This is a genomic window from Cupriavidus sp. FW306-1B-F12B (assembly GCF_058781795.1).
In genome coordinates this window covers 37,847-56,516 of record NZ_JBYSXC010000022.1, presented here as the reverse complement: position 1 = coordinate 56,516, position 18,670 = coordinate 37,847, and the positions used below count along the sequence as shown (strand labels likewise).

General features: G+C 66.9%; 15 protein-coding genes. 8 read left to right on the top strand and 7 right to left on the bottom strand.

Features of this window, described 5'->3' with window-relative positions; genetic code table 11:
* Nucleotides 1-127: 127 nt before the first annotated feature.
* The gene (locus AC3WLE_RS28325; RefSeq protein ID WP_492353288.1) at nucleotides 128-1,519 is read left to right on the top strand and encodes an MFS transporter; all 1,392 of its coding nucleotides are present in this window, start codon (nucleotides 128-130) and stop codon (nucleotides 1,517-1,519) included.
* 66 nt (nucleotides 1,520-1,585) lie between these two features.
* On the opposite strand, the gene AC3WLE_RS28320 is transcribed toward AC3WLE_RS28325, so the two are convergent.
* From AC3WLE_RS28320 to AC3WLE_RS28310, 3 genes are all read right to left on the bottom strand, one after another.
* Nucleotides 1,586-2,560: a Bug family tripartite tricarboxylate transporter substrate binding protein gene (locus AC3WLE_RS28320; protein ID WP_492317346.1), complete on the bottom strand. Its 975-nt coding sequence runs from the start codon at nucleotides 2,558-2,560 to the stop codon at nucleotides 1,586-1,588.
* A gap of 96 nt (nucleotides 2,561-2,656) precedes the next feature.
* A complete protein-coding gene (locus AC3WLE_RS28315) occupies nucleotides 2,657-3,469 on the bottom strand; it encodes an SDR family oxidoreductase (RefSeq protein WP_492317345.1) in 813 nt (270 codons plus the stop codon).
* A 32-nt stretch (nucleotides 3,470-3,501) separates the two neighbouring features.
* The gene (locus AC3WLE_RS28310; RefSeq protein ID WP_492317344.1) at nucleotides 3,502-4,428 is read right to left on the bottom strand and encodes an IclR family transcriptional regulator; all 927 of its coding nucleotides are present in this window, start codon (nucleotides 4,426-4,428) and stop codon (nucleotides 3,502-3,504) included.
* A gap of 203 nt (nucleotides 4,429-4,631) precedes the next feature.
* Here AC3WLE_RS28310 and AC3WLE_RS28305 point away from each other — a divergent pair, with 203 nt between their 5' ends.
* Nucleotides 4,632-6,731 (top strand): TonB-dependent siderophore receptor, encoded by a 2,100-nt coding sequence (locus tag AC3WLE_RS28305; protein WP_492340411.1) that lies wholly within the window; start codon nucleotides 4,632-4,634, stop codon nucleotides 6,729-6,731.
* On the opposite strand, the gene pdxR is transcribed toward AC3WLE_RS28305, so the two are convergent.
* Entirely contained in the window at nucleotides 6,709-8,283 is a 1,575-nt protein-coding gene (gene pdxR / locus AC3WLE_RS28300) for a MocR-like pyridoxine biosynthesis transcription factor PdxR (protein WP_492356025.1), read from the bottom strand. The genes AC3WLE_RS28305 and pdxR overlap by 23 nt on opposite strands.
* Before the next feature lie 83 nt (nucleotides 8,284-8,366).
* Between pdxR and AC3WLE_RS28295 the strand changes: the two genes are divergently transcribed.
* Together AC3WLE_RS28295 and AC3WLE_RS28290 are read left to right on the top strand one after the other, a co-directional pair.
* A complete protein-coding gene (locus tag AC3WLE_RS28295; RefSeq protein ID WP_492317341.1) occupies nucleotides 8,367-8,990 on the top strand; it encodes an FMN-binding negative transcriptional regulator in 624 nt (207 codons plus the stop codon).
* Nucleotides 8,991-9,042: 52 nt separating this feature from the next.
* The gene (locus tag AC3WLE_RS28290) at nucleotides 9,043-9,660 is read left to right on the top strand and encodes a LysE family translocator (RefSeq protein ID WP_492317340.1); all 618 of its coding nucleotides are present in this window, start codon (nucleotides 9,043-9,045) and stop codon (nucleotides 9,658-9,660) included.
* A gap of 39 nt (nucleotides 9,661-9,699) precedes the next feature.
* Here AC3WLE_RS28290 and AC3WLE_RS28285 read toward each other — a convergent pair whose 3' ends face one another.
* On the bottom strand, nucleotides 9,700-13,266 hold the full coding sequence (locus AC3WLE_RS28285; RefSeq protein ID WP_492356026.1) for an indolepyruvate ferredoxin oxidoreductase family protein: 3,567 nt from the start codon (nucleotides 13,264-13,266) through the stop codon (nucleotides 9,700-9,702).
* Between the two features lie 119 nt (nucleotides 13,267-13,385).
* On the opposite strand from AC3WLE_RS28285, the gene AC3WLE_RS28280 reads away from it, so the two are divergent.
* Entirely contained in the window at nucleotides 13,386-14,321 is a 936-nt protein-coding gene (locus tag AC3WLE_RS28280; RefSeq protein WP_492317338.1) for a LysR substrate-binding domain-containing protein, read from the top strand.
* A gap of 37 nt (nucleotides 14,322-14,358) precedes the next feature.
* Here AC3WLE_RS28280 and AC3WLE_RS28275 read toward each other — a convergent pair whose 3' ends face one another.
* On the bottom strand, nucleotides 14,359-15,378 hold the full coding sequence (locus AC3WLE_RS28275; RefSeq protein ID WP_492317440.1) for a LysR family transcriptional regulator: 1,020 nt from the start codon (nucleotides 15,376-15,378) through the stop codon (nucleotides 14,359-14,361).
* Between the two features lie 371 nt (nucleotides 15,379-15,749).
* Here AC3WLE_RS28275 and AC3WLE_RS28270 point away from each other — a divergent pair, with 371 nt between their 5' ends.
* The 3 genes from AC3WLE_RS28270 (at nucleotide 15,750) to AC3WLE_RS28260 (ending at nucleotide 18,187) form a co-directional block, all read left to right on the top strand.
* Complete coding sequence (locus AC3WLE_RS28270; protein WP_492356027.1) at nucleotides 15,750-16,766, top strand: GlxA family transcriptional regulator; 1,017 nt, start codon at nucleotides 15,750-15,752, stop codon at nucleotides 16,764-16,766.
* 144 nt (nucleotides 16,767-16,910) lie between these two features.
* Nucleotides 16,911-17,669, top strand: coding sequence for an SDR family oxidoreductase (locus tag AC3WLE_RS28265; RefSeq protein WP_492356070.1), 759 nt, complete (start codon nucleotides 16,911-16,913; stop codon nucleotides 17,667-17,669).
* Between the two features lie 17 nt (nucleotides 17,670-17,686).
* Complete coding sequence (locus tag AC3WLE_RS28260; protein ID WP_492356028.1) at nucleotides 17,687-18,187, top strand: Ohr family peroxiredoxin; 501 nt, start codon at nucleotides 17,687-17,689, stop codon at nucleotides 18,185-18,187.
* A 72-nt stretch (nucleotides 18,188-18,259) separates the two neighbouring features.
* On the opposite strand, the gene AC3WLE_RS28255 is transcribed toward AC3WLE_RS28260, so the two are convergent.
* On the bottom strand, nucleotides 18,260-18,670 hold the full coding sequence (locus AC3WLE_RS28255; protein WP_492356029.1) for a cupin domain-containing protein: 411 nt from the start codon (nucleotides 18,668-18,670) through the stop codon (nucleotides 18,260-18,262).

The following is an 18,670-nucleotide window of genomic DNA, read 5'->3' as shown; positions in this document are numbered from 1 at the left end:
GCGCCTTACCACAATTAGCGAATTTGCGAGCATCGCCACGCGGGACGATAATGGCAACGCTGCGCCATGGCCGTCCTGGCCATGCCTGAGCAATGCTGGCGCGGCATTGTCTTCAATGTCTCTCCCCATGCAGCCAGAACAAGGCCTTCCCCAGCCACAGCGGACCTGGGCGATCCTCACTGTTTTCTTCGGCCTGATCATGGCCGTGCTCGATGGCTCGATCGCCAACATCGCCCTGCCCTCGATCTCGCGCGAGCTGCAGGCCGATCCGTCCAGCACGATCTGGGTGGTCAACGCTTACCAGCTGACGGTGACCGTGTGCCTGCTGCCGCTCTCGTCGCTGGGGGACATCCTTGGCTACAAGCGCGTGTACCGGGCGGGGCTGGCCACCTTCCTGCTGGGCTCGCTGCTGTGCGCGCTGGCGGTCAACCTGCCGATGCTGGTGGCCGCGCGCGTGCTGCAGGGCATCGGCGGCGCCGGCATCATGAGCGTCAATACGGCGCTGGTGCGCTTTATCTACCCGCCCACGCGCCTGGGCCGCGGCATCGGGCTGAACGCGCTGGTGGTCGGCGTGACCATCGCCGTGGGCCCGTCGCTGGGCGCGCTGATCCTGGCGGTCGCCAGCTGGAAATGGCTGTTCGCGGTCAACGTGCCGGTGGCCATCGTCGCGCTGGTGCTGAGCCGCACTTCGCTGCCGGCGACGCCGCCGCAGCCGCGCGAGTTCGACTACCGCAGCGCGCTGCTGTCGGCGCTGGTGTTCGGCATGTTCATCCTCGGCGTCGACGGCCTGGGCCACGCCCGCTGGCGCATCGCAGGCGCCGCCGGCATGGCCGCCGCTGTGGCGCTGGGTTGGCTGCTGGTGCGGCGCCAGCACGGGCGCCCCGCGCCGCTGGTGCCGGTGGACCTGTTTGCCAGCCGCTCCTTCACGCTGGCAGTGGGCACCTCGTTCTGCTCTTTCATGACGCAGATGCTGGCCTTTATCGCGCTGCCGTTCTATCTCGAATACCAGCTCGGCCGCTCCCTGCAGGAAACCGGCCTGCTGATCACGCCCTGGCCGCTGATGGTGGCGGTGATGGCCACGGTATCGGGCCGGCTGTCGGACCGCTATCCGGCCAGCATCCTCGCCGGCATCGGGCTGGCCATGCTGGCGGGCGGGCTGGTCGGGCTGGCCACGCTGGGCCCGGACGCCGGCAGCCTGGACATCGTCTGGCGCATGGCAATGTGCGGCACGGGCTTCGGCTTCTTCCAGTCCCCCAACAACCGCGCCATGATCGGCGCCACGCCGCCCGAGCGCAGCGGCGGCGCCAGCGGTGCGCAGGCGACCACGCGGCTGCTGGGGCAGACCAGCGGCACAGCGGTGGTGGCGCTGCTGTTCAGCCTGACGCCGACCGGCGCGGCGCGCATTGCGCTGTATCTGGCGGCAGTGGTGGCGGCGCTGGGGGCCTTGATCAGCCTGAGCAGGTTGCGCGATGCCAGCGGCGCGGAGCCTGCGCGGGGGGCGGTGGAGCCGGACGCCTGATCAGCGCTTGCGTGCTCCCTCTCCGGCAAGCGGAAGAGGGAGCAAACCCTCTCTGGGTTTAACGGCCTACTCTGCCTTCGCCCCCGATTCCTTCACCACCCGCGCCCATTTTGCAATCTCCTGGCGCTGGTACGCCGCCAGTTTCTCCGGCGTGCCCAGGATCGGATCCAGCCCCAGCGTCTTCAGCTTCGCCTGCACATCGGGCAGCGTGAAGATGCGGTTGAGTTCAGTGTTGAGCCTGGCCACTACATCCTTGGGCGTATTGGCCGGCGCGAACACGGCGAACCATGAATCGGCCTCAAATCCAGGCAAGCCCTGCTCGGCCAGCGTCGGGATATCCGGTGCCGAGGCCGAGCGCTTCGCGCTGGTAATGCCCAGCGCGCGCAGCTTGCCCTCGCGCACCACGGGCAGGGCCGACGGCAGGTTGTCGAACATCATGGTGATATGGCCGCCGAGCAGGTCGGGGATGGCCATGGCGCGGCCTTTGTAGGGCACGTGCGTGATCTTGACGCCGGCCATCGAATTGAACATTTCTCCGGCCACGTGCGGCGAGGTGCCGACGCCGGGGGTGCCGAAGGTCAGGCCGCCCGGCTTGGACTTTGCCAGCGCGATCAACTCGGCCACGCTCTTTGCCGGCACGCCGGGATTGACCACCAGCACGTTCGGCGTCGAGGCGATCAGGACCACGGGGGCGAAGTCCTTGACCATGTCGTATGGCATCTTGCTGTACAGCGCGCCGTTGATCGAGTGCGTGCCGACCGTGCCCAACGCCAGCGTATAGCCGTCGGCCGGCGCGTGCGCCACGGCTTCGGCGCCGATATTGCCGCCCGCGCCCGGCTTGTTGTCCACCACCACCGGCTGGCCCCATGAGGGCGAGATCTTTTCCGAGACGATGCGCGCCAGCGTGTCGGGCGCGCCGCCGCTGGGGAAGCCGACTACGATCCGGATCGGCTTGGCGGGGTAGCCTTGTGCCAGCGCGGGGGGCGCGCTCACCAGGGCGGACGCGGCGAGCACTGCCGCGGCAACGGTACCGAAACGCATGGATTTTCCTCCTGTTGCCGGCGGCTGCATGGCTGCCCGCATTGTGAAGACGGCGGCCAACGCCGCCGCCGAAACCTGCCAGGACTACTCGTGCCTTCAGACCGCGATGCCGCCGAACTCCTGCATCACCTTGTCATGCAGGCGGCGCATGCCGCGCAGCCAGCGGTCGTAGTCCTGGCCCTTGCGGCGATAGTACTCAAGCACCTCCGGGTGCGGCAAGATCAGGAAGCGCTCGTCGGCCACCCCTTCCAGCGTCACCGCTGCGACATGCTCGGTGGTGACCGAGCCTTCCTGCAGGAAGCCCTTGCGCTCGCCCTTCTCGCCGAACAGCATGTTGGTCTGCACGCCCTGCGGGCAGATGCAGCTGACCTTGATGCCGCGGTCGCCGTAGGTAATCGACAGCCACTCGGCAAAGCCGATGGCGGCGTGCTTGGTCACCGCATACGGCGCCGAGCCGATCTGCGACAGCAGGCCCGCTGCCGACACCGTGTTGATGAAGTAGCCGTCGCCGCGCTCCAGCATCTGCGGCAGCACCGCCCTGGCCGCGTGGATATGCGCCATCACGTTGATTTCCCAGATGCGCTGCCACTCGTCGGCGCTCGCATCCAGCCCCTTGCGCAGGATGATGCCGGCGTTGGAACAGAAGATGTCGACCTGGCCAAAGCGGCGCGTGGCCTCGTCGGCCAGGCCCTGCACGGCGGCGGCATCGGCCACGTCGACCGGTTGGGCGAACACCTGGCACGCAGGCGCCACGGCCTGGACCTCGGCGGCAACAGTGGCGGCCCCGGCCGCGTTCAGGTCGGCCACGGCCACGCCGCGCGCGCCGGCCTGCGCAAAGGCCAGCGCCAGCGCGCGCCCGATGCCGGTGGCCGCGCCAGTCACCACGACGGTCTTGTTGCGTACTTCCATGGGTTGTCTCCTCGTTGAATTCAGTGCCCGCGTCATGCGTTGGACGCGTGGGTATGGGTATCAGGGTCCGGCTGCGCGGAAGCAAAGCGGGCGGTCGCGCGCGCGCCGCCGGGTTGCCACAGCCGCGCCTGCAGGGTCTCGGCCAGTTCGCGGATGCGCGGGCCCAGGTTGCTTTCCAGGATCTCGGGCGACAGCCGTGTCGCGGCCCCGCCGATATTCAACGCCAGCACCTCGCTGCTGCCCGCCAGGCGCAGCGGCGCGGCGGCGCCGCTGACGGTGCGGTCCCATTCGGCATGCGCCACGCAGAAGCCGCGCCGTGCGTGGTCGCGCAGCGCACGGTCGATGCCGGTGCGCACGGCGGGCCAGCGCGAGCCATAGTGGCGCGCCAGTTCGGCCAGCGCGGCCTCGCGGTGATCGGCATCGAGCCCCGCCAGCCAGGCGCGGCCGATCGCCGAGGTGGCCATCGGCAGGCGCGCGCCCGGCGCCAGCCGGATCACCAGCGCCCCGCGCGGCTGGCAGCTTTCCAGGTAGACCATGGCGTGCCGGTCCGGCATGGCCAGTGCCACCGTGCAATCGGAGGCAAACGCCAGCGACTGCATCAGCGGCTGCGCGATCTCGCGGATGCCGGCGCCGCCTACATAGCGGTGGCCCAGCACCATCGCGCCCTGCCCCAGCCGGTACTTCTCAGTGGCTTCGATGTAGGTGAGATAGCCGAGCGTGGCCAGCGTGTAGGTGAGCCGCGACACGGTCGGGCGCGGGATGCCGGTGCGCCGCGACAACTCGGCGTTGCCCAGGTAATCGTCCTGCGGGCCGAAGGCGCGCAACAACTCCATGCCGCGGGCCAGCGCGGTGACGAAGTTGCGGTCGTCGGCGCAGGCATGGCCCGCCTGCGCGTCGGCCGGCACCAGGATATGTGCGGCATCGGGCGGCGGGGTCGGAATGGTGGTGGTGCGTTTCATGGGCAGGCGGCCGGGAAGAGAACATTGATAGCAGCAACGGGGCTGCGCAGGGACCGCTATGTAGGGAAAGCATGTGCGCTAGAAACGCCGTTGATGGATACGAATCAGTAAGTTAGTGCGACTTTTGCCGGACGAATTTCTTGTAAATACAAACCATTCTCATTTATGATGCGCCACTTTCGTTGCTTTCGCCCTGGGCCGCCATGTTTGTCCGCCGTCTTGCCATACCCGCCGCCGTCAGTTGCCTGTTCCTGCCTCCCGTTGTTTCCCACGCCGCCGAAGATCTCACCACGCTGCCATCCGTGACGGTCAGCGCCGCCGCCGACGGGCAAACTGACATCGGCTTCAGCACGCGGCGGCCGGCCGGAGTGACCAAGTCGGATCAGTCAGCGGCCGACGCCGCGCAGTCAATCACCGTCATCACACGCGAGCTGCTCGACAGCCAGCAGGCACAGAACCTCAGCGACGCACTGCAGAACTCAGCCGGCGTGGTCACCAACGTCTATGGCAGGCGCGGCTGGGACGACTTCATCATCCGCGGCCAGCGTGCATCGGAATCGATCTTTGCCGACGGATTGCTCGTCGACAGCAACAACCGCGTGGCGCAGGAGCTGTTCGGCGTGGAACGCGTGGAAGTGCTCAAGGGACCGGCCTCGATCCTGTTCGGCGCGGTGCAGCCGGGCGGCCTGGTCAACATGGTCAGCAAGCGCCCGCGTGCCGAACTGTTCGGTGAACTGGGCCTGACCGTCGGCAACTACGGCTTCCGGCAGGCGACGGTCGACGTCGGCACGCCGCTGGCCAAGGACAGCAAGGCCGCGTTCCGCCTGAACGCGCTGATGATGAACAGCGACGATCCGACCGACTACGTCTGGTATCGCAACCGCTGGATCGCGCCATCGCTGACGCTCGACCTTGGCACGCGCACGGACTTCACGATCCTGACCAGCCACAGCCAACGCAACTACGTGCGCCAGCAGGGCCTGCCAGTGAATGGCACCCTGGTGCCGAACCGCAATGGCGTGGTGCCGGGCAACCGCTTCATCGGCGAGCCGAATGCGCCGTCTTATGACGGCGAGCAAAACCGCATCGGCTACGCGCTGACGCACCGCTTCGACTCCGGCTGGACCTTGAACCAGAACCTGCGCTACCAGACGTCGTCGCTGACCGGCACGCTGGTGTCGGCCGGCACCATGGCCGTCAACAGCCAGGCGATGAACCGCAGTGGCACGCAGCAGAGCTTCTCGGGGGACTCGTTCGGTGTCGACACTAACGTGCAGCGGACTTTCGCGTTCACGGGGCATGCCCACAGCGTGACCTTCGGCATCGACTACCGCCATACGAAGGAAGACCGCCTGCAGAAGACATGCCGCGTGGCAGCGCTGAACGTCTATAACCCGGTCTATGGCGCCAGCATCAACTGCCCGTCCGCCTATAGCCTGGACGCGACCGACACGCTAAACGCGGTTGGTCTCTACCTGCGCGACCAGATCCGTATCGCCGAGCGCTGGACCGTGACCGGCGGCGTGCGCTACGAATCCGCGCAGACGAGCACGACGGACCGGCTGGCGCGGTCGCGTACCGGCAACGACGACAACGCCGTCACCGGCAGCGCGGGCGTGATGTACGACCTGACGCACTGGGCGCGTCCGTACCTGAGCTTCGCCACTTCGTTCCTGCCGAACGCCGGCACCGACGTCAACGGCGCCACGTTCAAGCCCGAGAAGGGCCGCCAGTACGAAGTGGGCATCAAGTTCGACATGCCGGACAAGACCGGCCTGCTGACCCTGGCCGCGTTCGACCTGACCCGCACCAATGTGCTCAGTACCGATCCGGTTAACACAGGCTTCAGCGTGGCCGTGGGCGAACAGCGTTCGCGCGGGCTGGAAATGGAGCTGACGCAGGATCTCGGCAATGGCCTCAGCGTTTCGGGCGCCTATGCCTACATCGCAAGCGAAGTCACCGAAGACACCACGGCTGCGAACGTCGGCAAGCCGCTCAACAGCGTGCCCCGGCACAGCTTCTCGGTCTGGAGCCAGTACCGCTTCCGCGGCGCGCTGGCCGGCTGGTACGTCGGTGCCGGCGTGCGCGGCGAGAGCGCCAAGCGCGGCTACAGCTTTAACTACACCGTGCCGGGCTACGCGGTGGCCGATCTTGCCGTCGGCTACGTGGCAACGCACTGGCGCGCGGCGTTCAACGTCAAGAACGTGTTCGACAAAATGTACTACGCGGGCGGCCTGAACAACAACGTGCTACCAGTGGGCAATCCGCGGGTGGCCATGCTCAACGTGACGATGAACTATTGATGCGGCCCCCGCCTGGAGCCTCCTGACCAGTAGGCAGGCGGCCATCAAGCTGATTTGGCTGGCCTTGCGCCCGCCCCATCGCCGCAATCACCACCCCTAAAATCTGCATCCCCCGCTGAATCTGCTCCACCGTCAAACTCGCATAACCGAGCACCAGCCCGGCCGCTCGACGCTGTCCGTGCGGCCGGGCCCCTGCAAACAACGGTGATACCGGGTAGACCCCCACATCCTGGCTGCGCGCAGCGGCCACCAGCGCTGTCTCGTCGCGGGGCCGCAGCGACGGCAACCACAGCACCACATGCAGCCCCGCCGCCGTACCGCAGACTTCCGCGTCCGCTGGCAGGAAACGTGCGACGCCATCCAGCAAGGCCGCTCGCCGGCGCTCGTTTTCCCGGCGCATGCGCCGCACATGGCGTTCGTAGGCACCGCTTTCGATCAGCGCTGCCAGCACGCGCTGCTCCAGCACGGGCGCATGGCGGTCGGCCAGCCGCTTGGCCTGCCGGAACACCGGCACCAGCTCAGGCGGCAGCACCAGGTAGCCGAGCCGCAGTTGCGGCGAGAGCGCCTTGGAGAAAGTGCCGACGTAGATCACGCGGCCGTCGGTGTCGATCGAGCGCAGCGTGTCGATCGGGCGCTGGCCGTAGCGGAACTCCCCGTCGTAGTCGTCCTCGATGATCCAGGCGTCGTGGCGCTGCGCCCATTGCAGCAGCTCCAGGCGCCGGCCGATCGGCAGCACGCCCCCTAGTGGGAACTGGTGCGACGGTGTCACGTACACCAGGCGCACACGATCGTCCTGGGGAAGGCTGGCGGTATCCAGGCCATGCCCGTCCACCGGCGTGGCCTGGCACCTGGCGCCGGTGGCTTCGAAGCAGCGCCTCGCCATCAGGTAGCCGGGATCTTCGAAGGCAAAGGCGTCGCCGGCATCCAGCAGCAGCCGTGCGCACAGGTCGATGGCCTGCTGCGAGCCATGCACCACCAGAACCTGCTCGGCCTCGCAGGCCAGTCCCCGGGCACGCCGCAAATAGCCCTGGAGGGCGCGTCGCAGCGACGCCTCACCTTCGGGCGGGGCATAGGACAGGCTGTTTTGCTGGCGCAGCAGTTCGGCCTGGTAGGCACGCCGCCAGGCCAGGGTTGGGAAGTCCCGCGAAGCCACCGCCCCATACAGGAAGTCGAAACGAACCGGTTCAGCCTGCAGCGGTGCCGGCATGCCGAGTCCCGCCACGCGGCGCCCGAATCCGGACAGGGTTGGGGCGGACCTGGCGCGCCGGCCTGCGCTCATCGCGGCTGGTGCCGGTGCCGCCAGGGGGCTGGCGATTCGGGCCACCCGCCCCACCGCCGTGACGAGGAAGCCCTCGGCAGCAAGTTGTTCGTAGGCGGCGGTGACAGTGGTACGCGACACCCCCAACTCGGACGCCAGCGCCCGTGTGGACGGCGCCCGGGCGCCCGGCGGCAGGGTGCCGTCCGCGATCTGGGCACGCAGAAGATCGTAGATGCGGCGCCCCGCGCCCGTGGCTCCGGCACGGGTACCGGCTGGCTGGCGTGACTGGCCCATAAAGAATCATGAAAACCGGACCTTCCGATTGTGCCAGTTGTCGGCGAGAGTATCGAGCATTCCATCGCTTCCGATTCCCCACCATGTATATTCCTGCTCACTTTGCTGAAAACCGGCCAGAGGAACTGGGCCGCATCATCCGCGTGCACCCGCTGGGGATGCTGGTTACGCAAGGCAGCGCCGGACTGGATGCCGACCACATCCCGTTCGAGTTCGATCCCGGCGAGGGAACTCACGGCGTGCTCACAGCCCACGTGGCCCGCGCGAACCCGCTTTGGCAGCGTTGCCCCACCGGCTCGCCGGTCATGGTCGTGTTCCGGGGCGCCGAGGCCTATATCTCGCCCAACTGGTACCCGAGCAAGCATGAGGCGCACCGCCAGGTGCCGACCTGGAACTACGAGGTGGTACACGCGCACGGCACGATCACCGTGCATGACGACGAGCGTTTTGTTCGCCGCCTGGTTGCGCGCCTGACACGGCGACACGAGGCAGCCGAACCCAGGCCCTGGAAGATGGGGGACTCCGCGCCGGAGTACATCGACAGCATGCTGCGCAACATCGTGGGCATCGAGATCGCCGTCACTTCGCTGGTGGGCAAGGTCAAGCTCAGCCAGAACAGGGAGTTGCGGGACCGCCTCGGTGCCGCCGAGACCCTGGAGGCGCGGGGGTATGGCGAACTTGCGCAGTCCATGCGCAAGGCTGGCTGAATTGCCCCCGGCCCGCGCTCAGCTTTTCCTCACCATTGACGAACACCACACCATGTCATTCCTCCCCTTCCTGATCGCTGCCATCGTTCTCGCCATCACCCCCGGCCCCGGAATCGCCTATGTCGTTGCACGAACGGTGGCTGGCGGCCGATCCGAGGGCCTGGCTTCATGCTTCGGCGCCGCCCTCGGAGGCTTGCTTCATGTGCTCGCGGCAGCCTTGGGCCTGTCGCTGGTCATTGCCCAGTCGGCCGTGGCATTCAACCTGCTCAAGTATCTGGGTGCTGCTTATCTGGTGTACCTGGGGATTCGCATGCTGATGCGCAAGCAGGCGCCGGTCACGCTCGAAGCCATGCCATCCAGAGGTGCGCGCCGCGCTCTGGTCGAGGGCATCATGGTCGAGGTCCTGAACGTCAAGACGGCGCTGTTCTTTCTGGCGTTCCTGCCGCAGTTTGTCTCGGCGAGCGAAGCTCTGGTGCCGCAGTTGGTGCTGCTGGGCTGCATTTGCGTCGCGCTCAATACGCTGGTCGACGTTGTTATCGTGTTTGCCGCGCATCGTCTGCTCAAGTCCGGCGCCGCCCGCGAAGCTCGCGCCCGCTTGATGACCCGGATGTCGGGTGTCACGATGCTGGGCCTGGGCGCCTTCCTGGCGTTGGCCCGGCGCGAGGCATAGACAGGGGCGGTTCGGCGCAGGGCTCGAACCGCCCGCCTCTCAAGCAGCAGCCCGCCGGGCCGCGCCGCGATACTGCGCCAGCAACGCCTCCCGCCGTACTGCCGCCGCATCCATGCTGGCCTCCTTCACGTGGCCGTAGCCGCGGATATCCTCCGGCAACGCGGCAAGCGCCAGCGCGGTGTCGACGTTGTCCGCGCTCAGGGACGCTGCGAACTCGTCGACCATGGCCAGATAGTCGTTGACCAGCGCCCGCTCGGCGCGGCGCTCGGCAGTCTTGCCAAACACATCGAACGCCGTGCCACGCAACCCCTTCAGGCGCGCCAGCAAGCGGAATGCCGTCATCGTGCGCGGACCGAAGCGGCGCTTGACCGGGTGGCCCTTGTCGGTCTTGGCCAGCAGCGGCGGCGCCAGCCAGAAGTTGAGCTGGTAGTCGCGGCCGGGCTCCCCTTCGAACTGGGCGCGCAGCTTGTCCAGGAAGGCGGGATCGGCGTAGAGGCGCGCCACCTCGTATTCGTCCTTGTAGGCCATCAGCTTGGCCAGGTTGCGGGCCACGGCCTCGGTCAGCGGCAGCTTGCGGTCGAGGCCCAGTTGCTGCTCCGCTGCGCGGATGCGCTCGACGGCCTCGCGGTAGCGGCCGGCATATGCAGTGTTCTGGTAATCGGCCAGCATCGTCTCGCGCTTGCGGATCAGGGTGTCGAGCGTCTGCGGGATTGCCACGACCTGTGCGGCCGGGGCCGCCGGAGCACCCGGCAAGTGCGCCTTGAGCGCCGCCTCGCCATGATGCGCGAGATACCGTCCCCATTCGAATGCCAGCCGGTTCTTGTCGATCGACACCCCATTGAGTTCGATCGCGCGCAGCAGGCTTTCACGCTGCAGCGGGATCCAGCCCTTCTGCCAGGCAAAGCCGAGCAACAGCGGGTTGGAGTAGATGGCGTCGGCCAGCAGGGTCACCGCCCATGCGCTGGCGTCGAAGAACGCGCAGGCATCGCCCACGCTGGCGCGCAGGTCCTGCTCGGCGCTGGCACCGGGGAACTTCCACTTCGGGTTCTTGATGAATTCCGCGGTGGGCGTGTTGGCGCTGTTGACCACGGCGGCGGTCAGGCCATGCCGGACCTTCGACAGCACCTCGGGCGAGGCCGAAACGATGGCGTCGCCACCGATCACCAGGCGTGCCTCACCCGTCGCGATACGCGTCGCATGCAGGTCGTCCGGGCCCGGTGCGATCTGCACGTGGCTGATCACAGCCCCGCCCTTCTGTGCCAGGCCAGCCATGTCGAGCACGGTCACGCCCTTGCGTTCAAGGTGCGATGCCATGCCCAGCAGGCCGCCGATGGTGACCACGCCAGTGCCGCCCACGCCGGTGACCAGCACGCCGTACGGCCGCTCCAGGGCCGGCAGCCGCGGCAGCGGCAGCGCCTCGAAGTCGGCGCCTGTGCCTTTGCCGCCCGCTGCCGCTGGCTTGCGCACCTGCGCCCCCTCGGCAGTGACAAAGCTCGGGCAGAAGCCGTTGACGCAGGAGAAATCCTTGTTGCACGACGACTGGTTGATCTTGCGCTTGGTCCCGAGTTCGGTCTCCAGCGGCTCCACCGACAGGCAGTTGGACTTGGCCGAGCAATCGCCGCAGCCCTCGCAGACCGCGTCGTTGATAAAGGCGCGCTTGGCCGGGTCAGGATAGGTGCCGCGCTTGCGGCGGCGGCGCTTCTCGGTCGCGCAGGTCTGGTCGTAGATCAGGATGGTGACGCCCGCGGTATCGCGCAGCTCGACCTGGACGGCGTCGAGCTGGTCGCGATGGAACACAGTCACGCCGGACGGCAGCATGGCGCCGTCGCCATACTTCTGCGGCTCGTCGGTGACGACGACCAGCTTCTTCGCGCCCTCGGCCAGCACCTGGTGCGCAATCTGCGGCACCGTCAGCACGCCGTCGATGGGCTGCCCGCCGGTCATTGCCACGGCGTCATTGAACAGGATCTTGTAGGTGATATTGGCCTTGGCCGCGATCGATGCGCGGATGGCCAGCAGCCCCGAGTGGAAATACGTGCCGTCGCCCAGGTTGGCAAACACGTGCTTGTCGCCGGTGAAATGCATCTGGCCGGTCCAGGCCACGCCCTCGCCGCCCATCTGGCTGAAGGTGTCGGTATTGCGGTCCATCCACAGGGTCATGTAGTGGCACCCGATGCCGGCCAGCGCACGCGAGCCTTCCGGCACGCGCGTGGACGTATTGTGCGGGCACCCTGAGCAGAACCAGGGCTTGCGCTCCACCGCGATGCGCGGCTGCGCGGCCTCGCGCTCCTTGGCCTCGATCAGCGCCACGCGCGCGGCAATGCGTGCGCGCACCGCTTCCGGCAGGTCAAAGCGTTCCAGCCGGCGCGCGATGGCCTTGGCGATCAGCGCCGGCGACAATTCATAGTGCGCGGGCAGCAGCCAGTTGCCACGCGGCACCGACCACTCGCCGCCATCGTTGCCACGCTGGTCGAACTTGCCGAAGACCTTGGGCCGCACATCCTCGCGCCAGTTGTACAGCTCTTCCTTGAGCGCGTATTCGAGGATCTGCCGCTTCTCTTCCACCACCAGGATCTCTTCCAGGCCGGTGGCGAACTCACGGGCGCCGTGTGCCTCCAGCGGCCACACGCAACCCACCTTGTAGACGCGGATGCCGATGCGGGCGCAGGTGTCATCGTCCAGACCCAGGTCTGCGAGCGCCTGGCGCACGTCCAGGTACGCCTTGCCGGCGGTCATGATGCCGAAGCGTGCGTTCGGCGAATCGAGCACGACGCGATTGAGCCGGCTGGCCCGCACATAGGCCAGCGCCGCATACCACTTGTGGTCAAGCAGCCGCGCTTCCTGCTCCAGCGGGGAATCGGGCCAGCGGATATTGAGGCCGCCCTGCGGCATGACAAAGTCCTGCGGCAGCGCGATCTGCACGCGCTCGGGATCGATCTCGACCGAGGCGGTCGACTCCACCACGTCGGTGACGCACTTCATTGCCACCCACAGGCCGGAATACCGGCTCATGGCCCAGCCATGCAGGCCGTAGTCGAGGTACTCCTGCACATTGGCGGGGTACAGCACCGGAATGCCGGCGGCCTGCAGCACGTGCTCCGACTGGTGCGCCACGGTGGAGGACTTGGCGGCATGGTCGTCGCCGGCCAGCAGCAGCACGCCGCCATGGCGCGACGAGCCGGCCGAATTGGCGTGCTTGAGCACGTCGATGGACCGGTCCACGCCCGGCCCCTTGCCATACCACATCGAGAACACGCCGTCGCGCGTGGCGCCGGGGAACAGGTTGACCTGCTGGCTGCCCCAGACGGCGGTCGCGGCAAGGTCTTCGTTGACGCCGGGCTGGAACACCACGTCGCTGGCAGCCAGGTGCTGCTTGGCCTTCCACAATGCCTGGTCGACGCCGCCCAGCGGCGAGCCGCGATAGCCCGAGATAAACCCGGCGGTGTTGAGGCCGGCGGCGCGGTCGCGCGCCTTCTGCAGCATTGGCAGGCGGACCAGGGCCTGCACGCCGCTCATGTAGACGCGGCCCTGCTCCAGGGTGTACTTGTCGTCCAGGCTGGCGCTGGCCAGGGCTTCGAGCAAGGCGGGGTTCAGCGGGGCATTCACGATCTCAGTCTCCGTGCTTGTTCTCTTGTATCCGGAGCAGTTTAGAAATCCGTGCCGTCATCGTAAAATCATGAATTCAAACACCTGATATCCGAAAAACGGATAACTCGGAGATTCCCATGTTCAAGGCGCGCGAAGGCTCGGAAAGACTGGCCAAGGAAGTCACGCTGAGGCAGTTCCGCTACTTCGTCGCGGCCGCGGAGACCGGGCAATTCTCGATGGCCGCGACCGCCGAGCATGTCTCGCAGTCGGCCATCACCAATGCCGTGCTGGCGCTTGAGCAGCGCCTGGCGGTACGCCTGTTCGAGCGCCGGCCCCATGGGGTGACGCTGACGGCAGAAGGCCACCTCTTCTTCCAGCACGCCCGCCAGATCCTGGATTCGGTCGAGGATGCGCTGCGCGAGCCGCGCTTCCAGGTGCATGGGTTGCAGGGCAGCGTGCGCCTGGCCGCCTCCTATACAGTGCTGGGCTACTTCCTGCCGGGGCTGCTGGCGCGCTTTCGCACCAACTACCCGGACATCGAACTGGATCTGCTCGACATGGACCGGCCCGATATCGAGCGGGCCGTGCTGGCGGGGGAGATCGAGCTGGGCATCGCGCTGCTGTCGAACCTGGAGCGGCCCCAGCGCTTCCGGCGCCATACGCTGATGCGATCCCGGCGCCAGTTGTGGACTTCGTCCAGCCATCCGCTGCTGGCCGTGGAGCGGCCTTCGCTGCGCGATATTGCGGCCTATCCGTATATCCTCATCACCGTGGACGAGGCCGAGGAATCCACGCTGCGTTACTGGCGCAGCCACCGGCTCGCACCCAAGGTCGCATTCCGGACCGGCTCGATGGAGGCCCTGCGCGGGCTGGTGGCGCATGGCTTCGGCGTCACTGTGCTGTCCGACATGGTGTATCGCCCGTGGTCACTGGAAGGAAAGCAGATCGAGGCCCGCCCGATTGCCAATGCGGTGCCGGACATGGAGGTCGGCATGCTGTGGCAGCCCGGGCGCAAGCTGGGCAAGCCGGCGGATGCGCTGAGGGAGTTCCTGATTCACGCGTGCGGGAGCTGAGGCGGGACATTCGATTGCCCGCGCCCTTACAACAACGCTATCTGAAGGACCGGTAGCTTGTCGTCGAGTAGTCCGTGTAGAAATCCGCCAGGCAATGCAGATTGAGCGCCCGGATCTCTTCAGTCATGAAGTCAACAAAAACGCGGATGCGCGAGGGCAGGTGCTGGCGGCTGAGGTAACAGATGTAATGCCCGCGGTCGTCAGGCGCATACCGTCCCATGGCGATGACCAGTTCGCCGCGGGCGATGCGGTCGCAGGCCTGGTAGCCCGCCATCTGCGCGATGCCCAGCCCGTCGAGCACCGCCGCCAGCACCAGCTCAGGGTCATTGAACGTCAGCCTTGCGGCAGGCACAACCTTGCGCACATGCCCCTCGACCTTGAATTCCCATTCAAGGATGCGCGCGCCGGCGATGCGGGTGTTGATGCATTCGTGCCGGGCGAGATCCTCCAGCGTCGACGGTAGTCCATGCCGCGCCGCGTAGGCAGGAGACGCGCACACAGCCATCTGCATCGGGATCAGCTGCTTCGCAACGATGCTTGAATCCTCGATGCGGCCATTGCGGAACGCGACGTCGATGCTCCCGGCCGCGAAGTCCGTTGGCCGGTCATCGAGCACCAGGTCCAGGGAAATGTCCGGATAAGCCGCCGAGAACCTCGACAGCAGCGGCGCCACCACCTTGCGCCCGAAGCCGGCCGTCGCGCTGATGCGAAGCAGGCCGCTTGGCGGTCCAAGGCGCAGTTCCAGCATGTCGTTCATGGCCTCGACGATATGCGCCACGCCCTGGTGGCAGTTCTCGAAGAAGCGCTCGCCCTCGCGGGTCAGTTGGGTGGTGCGCGTGGTGCGCAGGAACAGCCGGGTGCTCAGCTGCGTTTCCAGCTTCAGGACATTGCGGCTGACCGCTGAGCGGCCGATGCCCAGCCGCTCTCCGGCCTTGGAGAAGCTGCCCTCGGTGGCGACCGCCATGAAGGCGATGATGCCGGCGTAGCTTGCCGCGAAACTGGCGGACAATCCGTCCGCGCGATCCGGCGGGCCGGGGCGAAAGCCCCGCTGCGGCATACCGGTTACGTCTCTATCCGCCCCCCCGCGGTTGACAGGGGACGCCGGGCGAACGTCTGGAACGACGATGTCCATGTCAATGCCTTTCGGAGCGGCGCAACGAATGAGAGTCCACGCTGTGCGGTGCACAACCATGGCATGATCGTAGTGACACGCCATGCCCGGGTAAATGACAGATGCCCCTGGTTTTCTGCCAGCCGGCCCGGCGCGAACGGCGACAATGCAGACATGAGGAGCGGAACGAGCCGGCCCACAAAGCCTTCGGGTGCGATCCGTGGCGATGGCGTCGCACCGCGGGTGCCTGCCGGCAACATGTCTTGCGCGGAATCGCGCCAGCGGCATAACATCCACCGACTTTCAAGATCCCTGCCATGGTTCCCTCTGCGCCTGCGCCCTCTTCCCGGACAATTGACGACCCGCCGCGCCATCTTCTGTTCGTGGCCTTCCCGGACATGAGCCTGCTGGATCTCACCGGACCGCAAACCGTGTTCTGGGCTGCCTCCCGGTACGCACGCGAACGGGGATTCGCCGGCTACCGGAGCCATCTGGCAAGCGAGCACGGCGGCCTGGTTGCCTCGGCCGAAGGCACCGCCGTGCAGGCCATGGCGCTCTCGGAAATCGATCTGCAGCACATCGATACGATCATCCTCCCGGGTGCCCCCGAGATGGTCAGGGTGCTCGACAGCGCCTCCTCGCTGGTCGCCTGGCTGCAGCAGGCCGCCGGACATGTACGCCGCGTTGCCTCGGTCTGCAGCGGGGCCTTCCTGCTTGCGCAAGCGGGCTTGCTTGACGGCAGGCGCGCTGCCACGCACTGGGCGATGCATGCGCAGTTCCGCGCGCGCTTTGCCGCGGTCGAACTGGACCGGGACGCCATTTTCGTCCGCCAGGACCGCATCTGGACCTCGGCCGGCGTGACCACCGGCATCGACATGGCGCTTGCGCTGGTCGAGGACGACTATGGCCACGATATCTCGCTGAGCGCGGCCAGGGAGCTGGCGGTCTTCATCAAGCGGCCGGGCACACAGCCACAGATCAGCGAGATCCTGCTGGCGCAGAGCCGGCACGTGCCGCTGTTCGAGGCGCTCCATCTATGGATCATCGAAAACCTGTCACGGGAAGGGCTGTCAGTGGAACAGCTCGCCGAACAGGTCGGAATGAGCCCCCGCAACTTTGCCCGGGTGTACAAGCAGAAGACCGGGCGCACCCCGGCCAAGGGGGTTGAGCATTTCCGGCTGGAAGCCGCACGCCGGCTGCTCCAGGACCTGCATCTGCCGGTGGAGCAGATCGCAAGGCAGTGCGGCTTCGGCAGCGAGGAACGGATGCGCCTTACGTTCCAGCGCAACCTGGGCTTCTCGCCCAGCGAGTATCGGTCGAGGGTGACCGGCTGAGAAAACGCCACAACCCGGCCGCACCATTGGTGCCGAACGGGAAACACCATGCGTCCGCCGCCGGCGCTACCGTCACTGCACCCCTTCGCCTAGCATGGGACATGGGTTGAATGCCCATCCCTTCCACCAGAATCGAGGTGCATGATGAAGATCGTTGTGATTGGAGGTACTGGCCTGATCGGCAGCAAGGTCGTCGCCCGGCTTGCCGGGCAAGGCCATGAAGTCGTTGCCGCGTCTCCGCAGACCGGCGTGAATGCGCTGACAGACGAAGGCCTGAGCCAGGCACTTGCCGGGGCGCAGGTTGTCGTGGACGTGGCCAACTCGCCATCGTTCGCGGATGATGCCGTCCTGCATTTCTTCGAGACGTCGGGCCGCAACCTTGCGGCGGCGGAGAAGGCAGCCGGTGTCGCGCACCATGTGGCGCTGTCAGTGGTCGGCACGGACAAGCTCTCACAAAGCGGCTACTTCCGCGGCAAGATCGCGCAGGAAGCGCTGATCCGGAACGCCGGCATCCCTTACACCATTGTCCGCTCCACGCAGTTCCTCGAATTCCTTGGCGGCATCGTCCATTCGGGCGCCGATGGCGATTCCGTGCGCCTGTCTTCCGCATCGATCCAGCCGATTGCCTCGGATGACGTGGCCGAGGCCGTGGCGGACCACGCCCTTGCCGGTCCCGTCAACGGCATCGTCGATATCGCCGGGCCGGAACGCTTCCACCTGAGCGACCTCGTGCAACGCTATCTCGATGCCACCAAGGATCCGCGCAAGGTTGTCGTCGATGGCAAGGCCCGCTATTTCGGAGCCGAACTGCAAGACGATACGCTGGTACCGGAAGGCCCGGCACGCCTGGGCAAGACCAGTTTCGAAGCGTGGCTGCGACAGAGCCAGAAGCCGAAGGCCTGACAACGCGGGCGGGCCGTATGGACAACAAGGGGCTGCAAGCCCCCCCGCTGAGCCTGCTCGACAAGTATCGCGGGCAGGGCTTCCACGCCCTCTACACCACCACCGTCACCGTCTCGGGCGGGGAAACCGGACACGGCCGCGCCTCGGGCGTGGCGCGTTCCGATGACGGCAATCTTGTCGTCGACCTGCGGCTGCCGGCGGCGCTGGGCGGCCCCGGCCACGGCACCAATCCCGAGCAGTTGTTCGCCGCGGGCTACGCCGCCTGCTTTCATGGGGCGCTGTACCTGCTGGCCCAGCGATCCAATGTCAGCGTCGACAACCTCGCAGTGGAAGTGGAGATAGCGTTCGGCCGCGATCCCGTTGACGGCGGCTTCGCGCTGGCCACGGACATCCGGGTCAGGATGCCTGGCGTGCAACGACAGGTGGCGGAAGAACTGGTGCGCAATACCGAGCGCTTCTGCCCCTATGTGAAGATGGCCAGGCAGGGCATCGTCAGCGTCGTGGCGGTGGTTGACTGAGCTGCGCGCAACGACGGGCCCGAGGATGCGATCCCTGAACCTTCGGGATCGCATCCGCAGCCGGCCAATGTGCTACTTCGTTGGCATCAGGATCGGAGCGCCCTTGTTCTTCAGCAACAGCACCATGAACTTCGCGGGCCTGGTGTTGCTGGCGTTGCGCCCGACAGTATGAATATCGTCAGGGCCTTCGTGGAAGGTCTGCCCGGCAGTGAGCGTGACTTCCTTGCCGCCCCGGACACCCATCACGATACTGCCCTCAAGGACATAGACGAATCCGTGCGCGTCATGGCGGTGCACCGGGTCGGCGCCGCCGGGCGGGTATTCCACCACGATCATCTGCACCTCCTTGCCGGGATATTCCGGAAGCGCCTCTGTCGACAGCAGCGTCACCTTGGGCTCTGGCGGCGCAGCCATGGCCGGTTGCGCCACCAGCAGGACGGAAAGCAGCAGCGGGGCCATGCCCAGCGTTCTGGTGATCTTCAT

Excerpts from the sequence above, each read along its gene's own strand:
- AC3WLE_RS28325 (WP_492353288.1), top strand. The coding sequence starts at position 128 with ATGCAGCCAGAACAAGGCCTTCCCCAGCCACAGCGGACCTGGGCGATC.
- AC3WLE_RS28320 (WP_492317346.1), bottom strand. The coding sequence starts at position 2,560 with ATGCGTTTCGGTACCGTTGCCGCGGCAGTGCTCGCCGCGTCCGCCCTG.
- AC3WLE_RS28315 (WP_492317345.1), bottom strand. The coding sequence starts at position 3,469 with ATGGAAGTACGCAACAAGACCGTCGTGGTGACTGGCGCGGCCACCGGC.
- AC3WLE_RS28310 (WP_492317344.1), bottom strand. The coding sequence starts at position 4,428 with ATGAAACGCACCACCACCATTCCGACCCCGCCGCCCGATGCCGCACAT.
- AC3WLE_RS28305 (WP_492340411.1), top strand. The coding sequence starts at position 4,632 with ATGTTTGTCCGCCGTCTTGCCATACCCGCCGCCGTCAGTTGCCTGTTC.
- pdxR (WP_492356025.1), bottom strand. The coding sequence starts at position 8,283 with ATGGGCCAGTCACGCCAGCCAGCCGGTACCCGTGCCGGAGCCACGGGC.
- AC3WLE_RS28295 (WP_492317341.1), top strand. The coding sequence starts at position 8,367 with ATGTATATTCCTGCTCACTTTGCTGAAAACCGGCCAGAGGAACTGGGC.
- AC3WLE_RS28290 (WP_492317340.1), top strand. The coding sequence starts at position 9,043 with ATGTCATTCCTCCCCTTCCTGATCGCTGCCATCGTTCTCGCCATCACC.
- AC3WLE_RS28280 (WP_492317338.1), top strand. The coding sequence starts at position 13,386 with ATGTTCAAGGCGCGCGAAGGCTCGGAAAGACTGGCCAAGGAAGTCACG.
- AC3WLE_RS28275 (WP_492317440.1), bottom strand. The coding sequence starts at position 15,378 with ATGCCGCAGCGGGGCTTTCGCCCCGGCCCGCCGGATCGCGCGGACGGA.
- AC3WLE_RS28270 (WP_492356027.1), top strand. The coding sequence starts at position 15,750 with ATGGTTCCCTCTGCGCCTGCGCCCTCTTCCCGGACAATTGACGACCCG.
- AC3WLE_RS28265 (WP_492356070.1), top strand. The coding sequence starts at position 16,911 with ATGAAGATCGTTGTGATTGGAGGTACTGGCCTGATCGGCAGCAAGGTC.
- AC3WLE_RS28260 (WP_492356028.1), top strand. The coding sequence starts at position 17,687 with ATGGACAACAAGGGGCTGCAAGCCCCCCCGCTGAGCCTGCTCGACAAG.
- AC3WLE_RS28255 (WP_492356029.1), bottom strand. The coding sequence starts at position 18,670 with ATGAAGATCACCAGAACGCTGGGCATGGCCCCGCTGCTGCTTTCCGTC.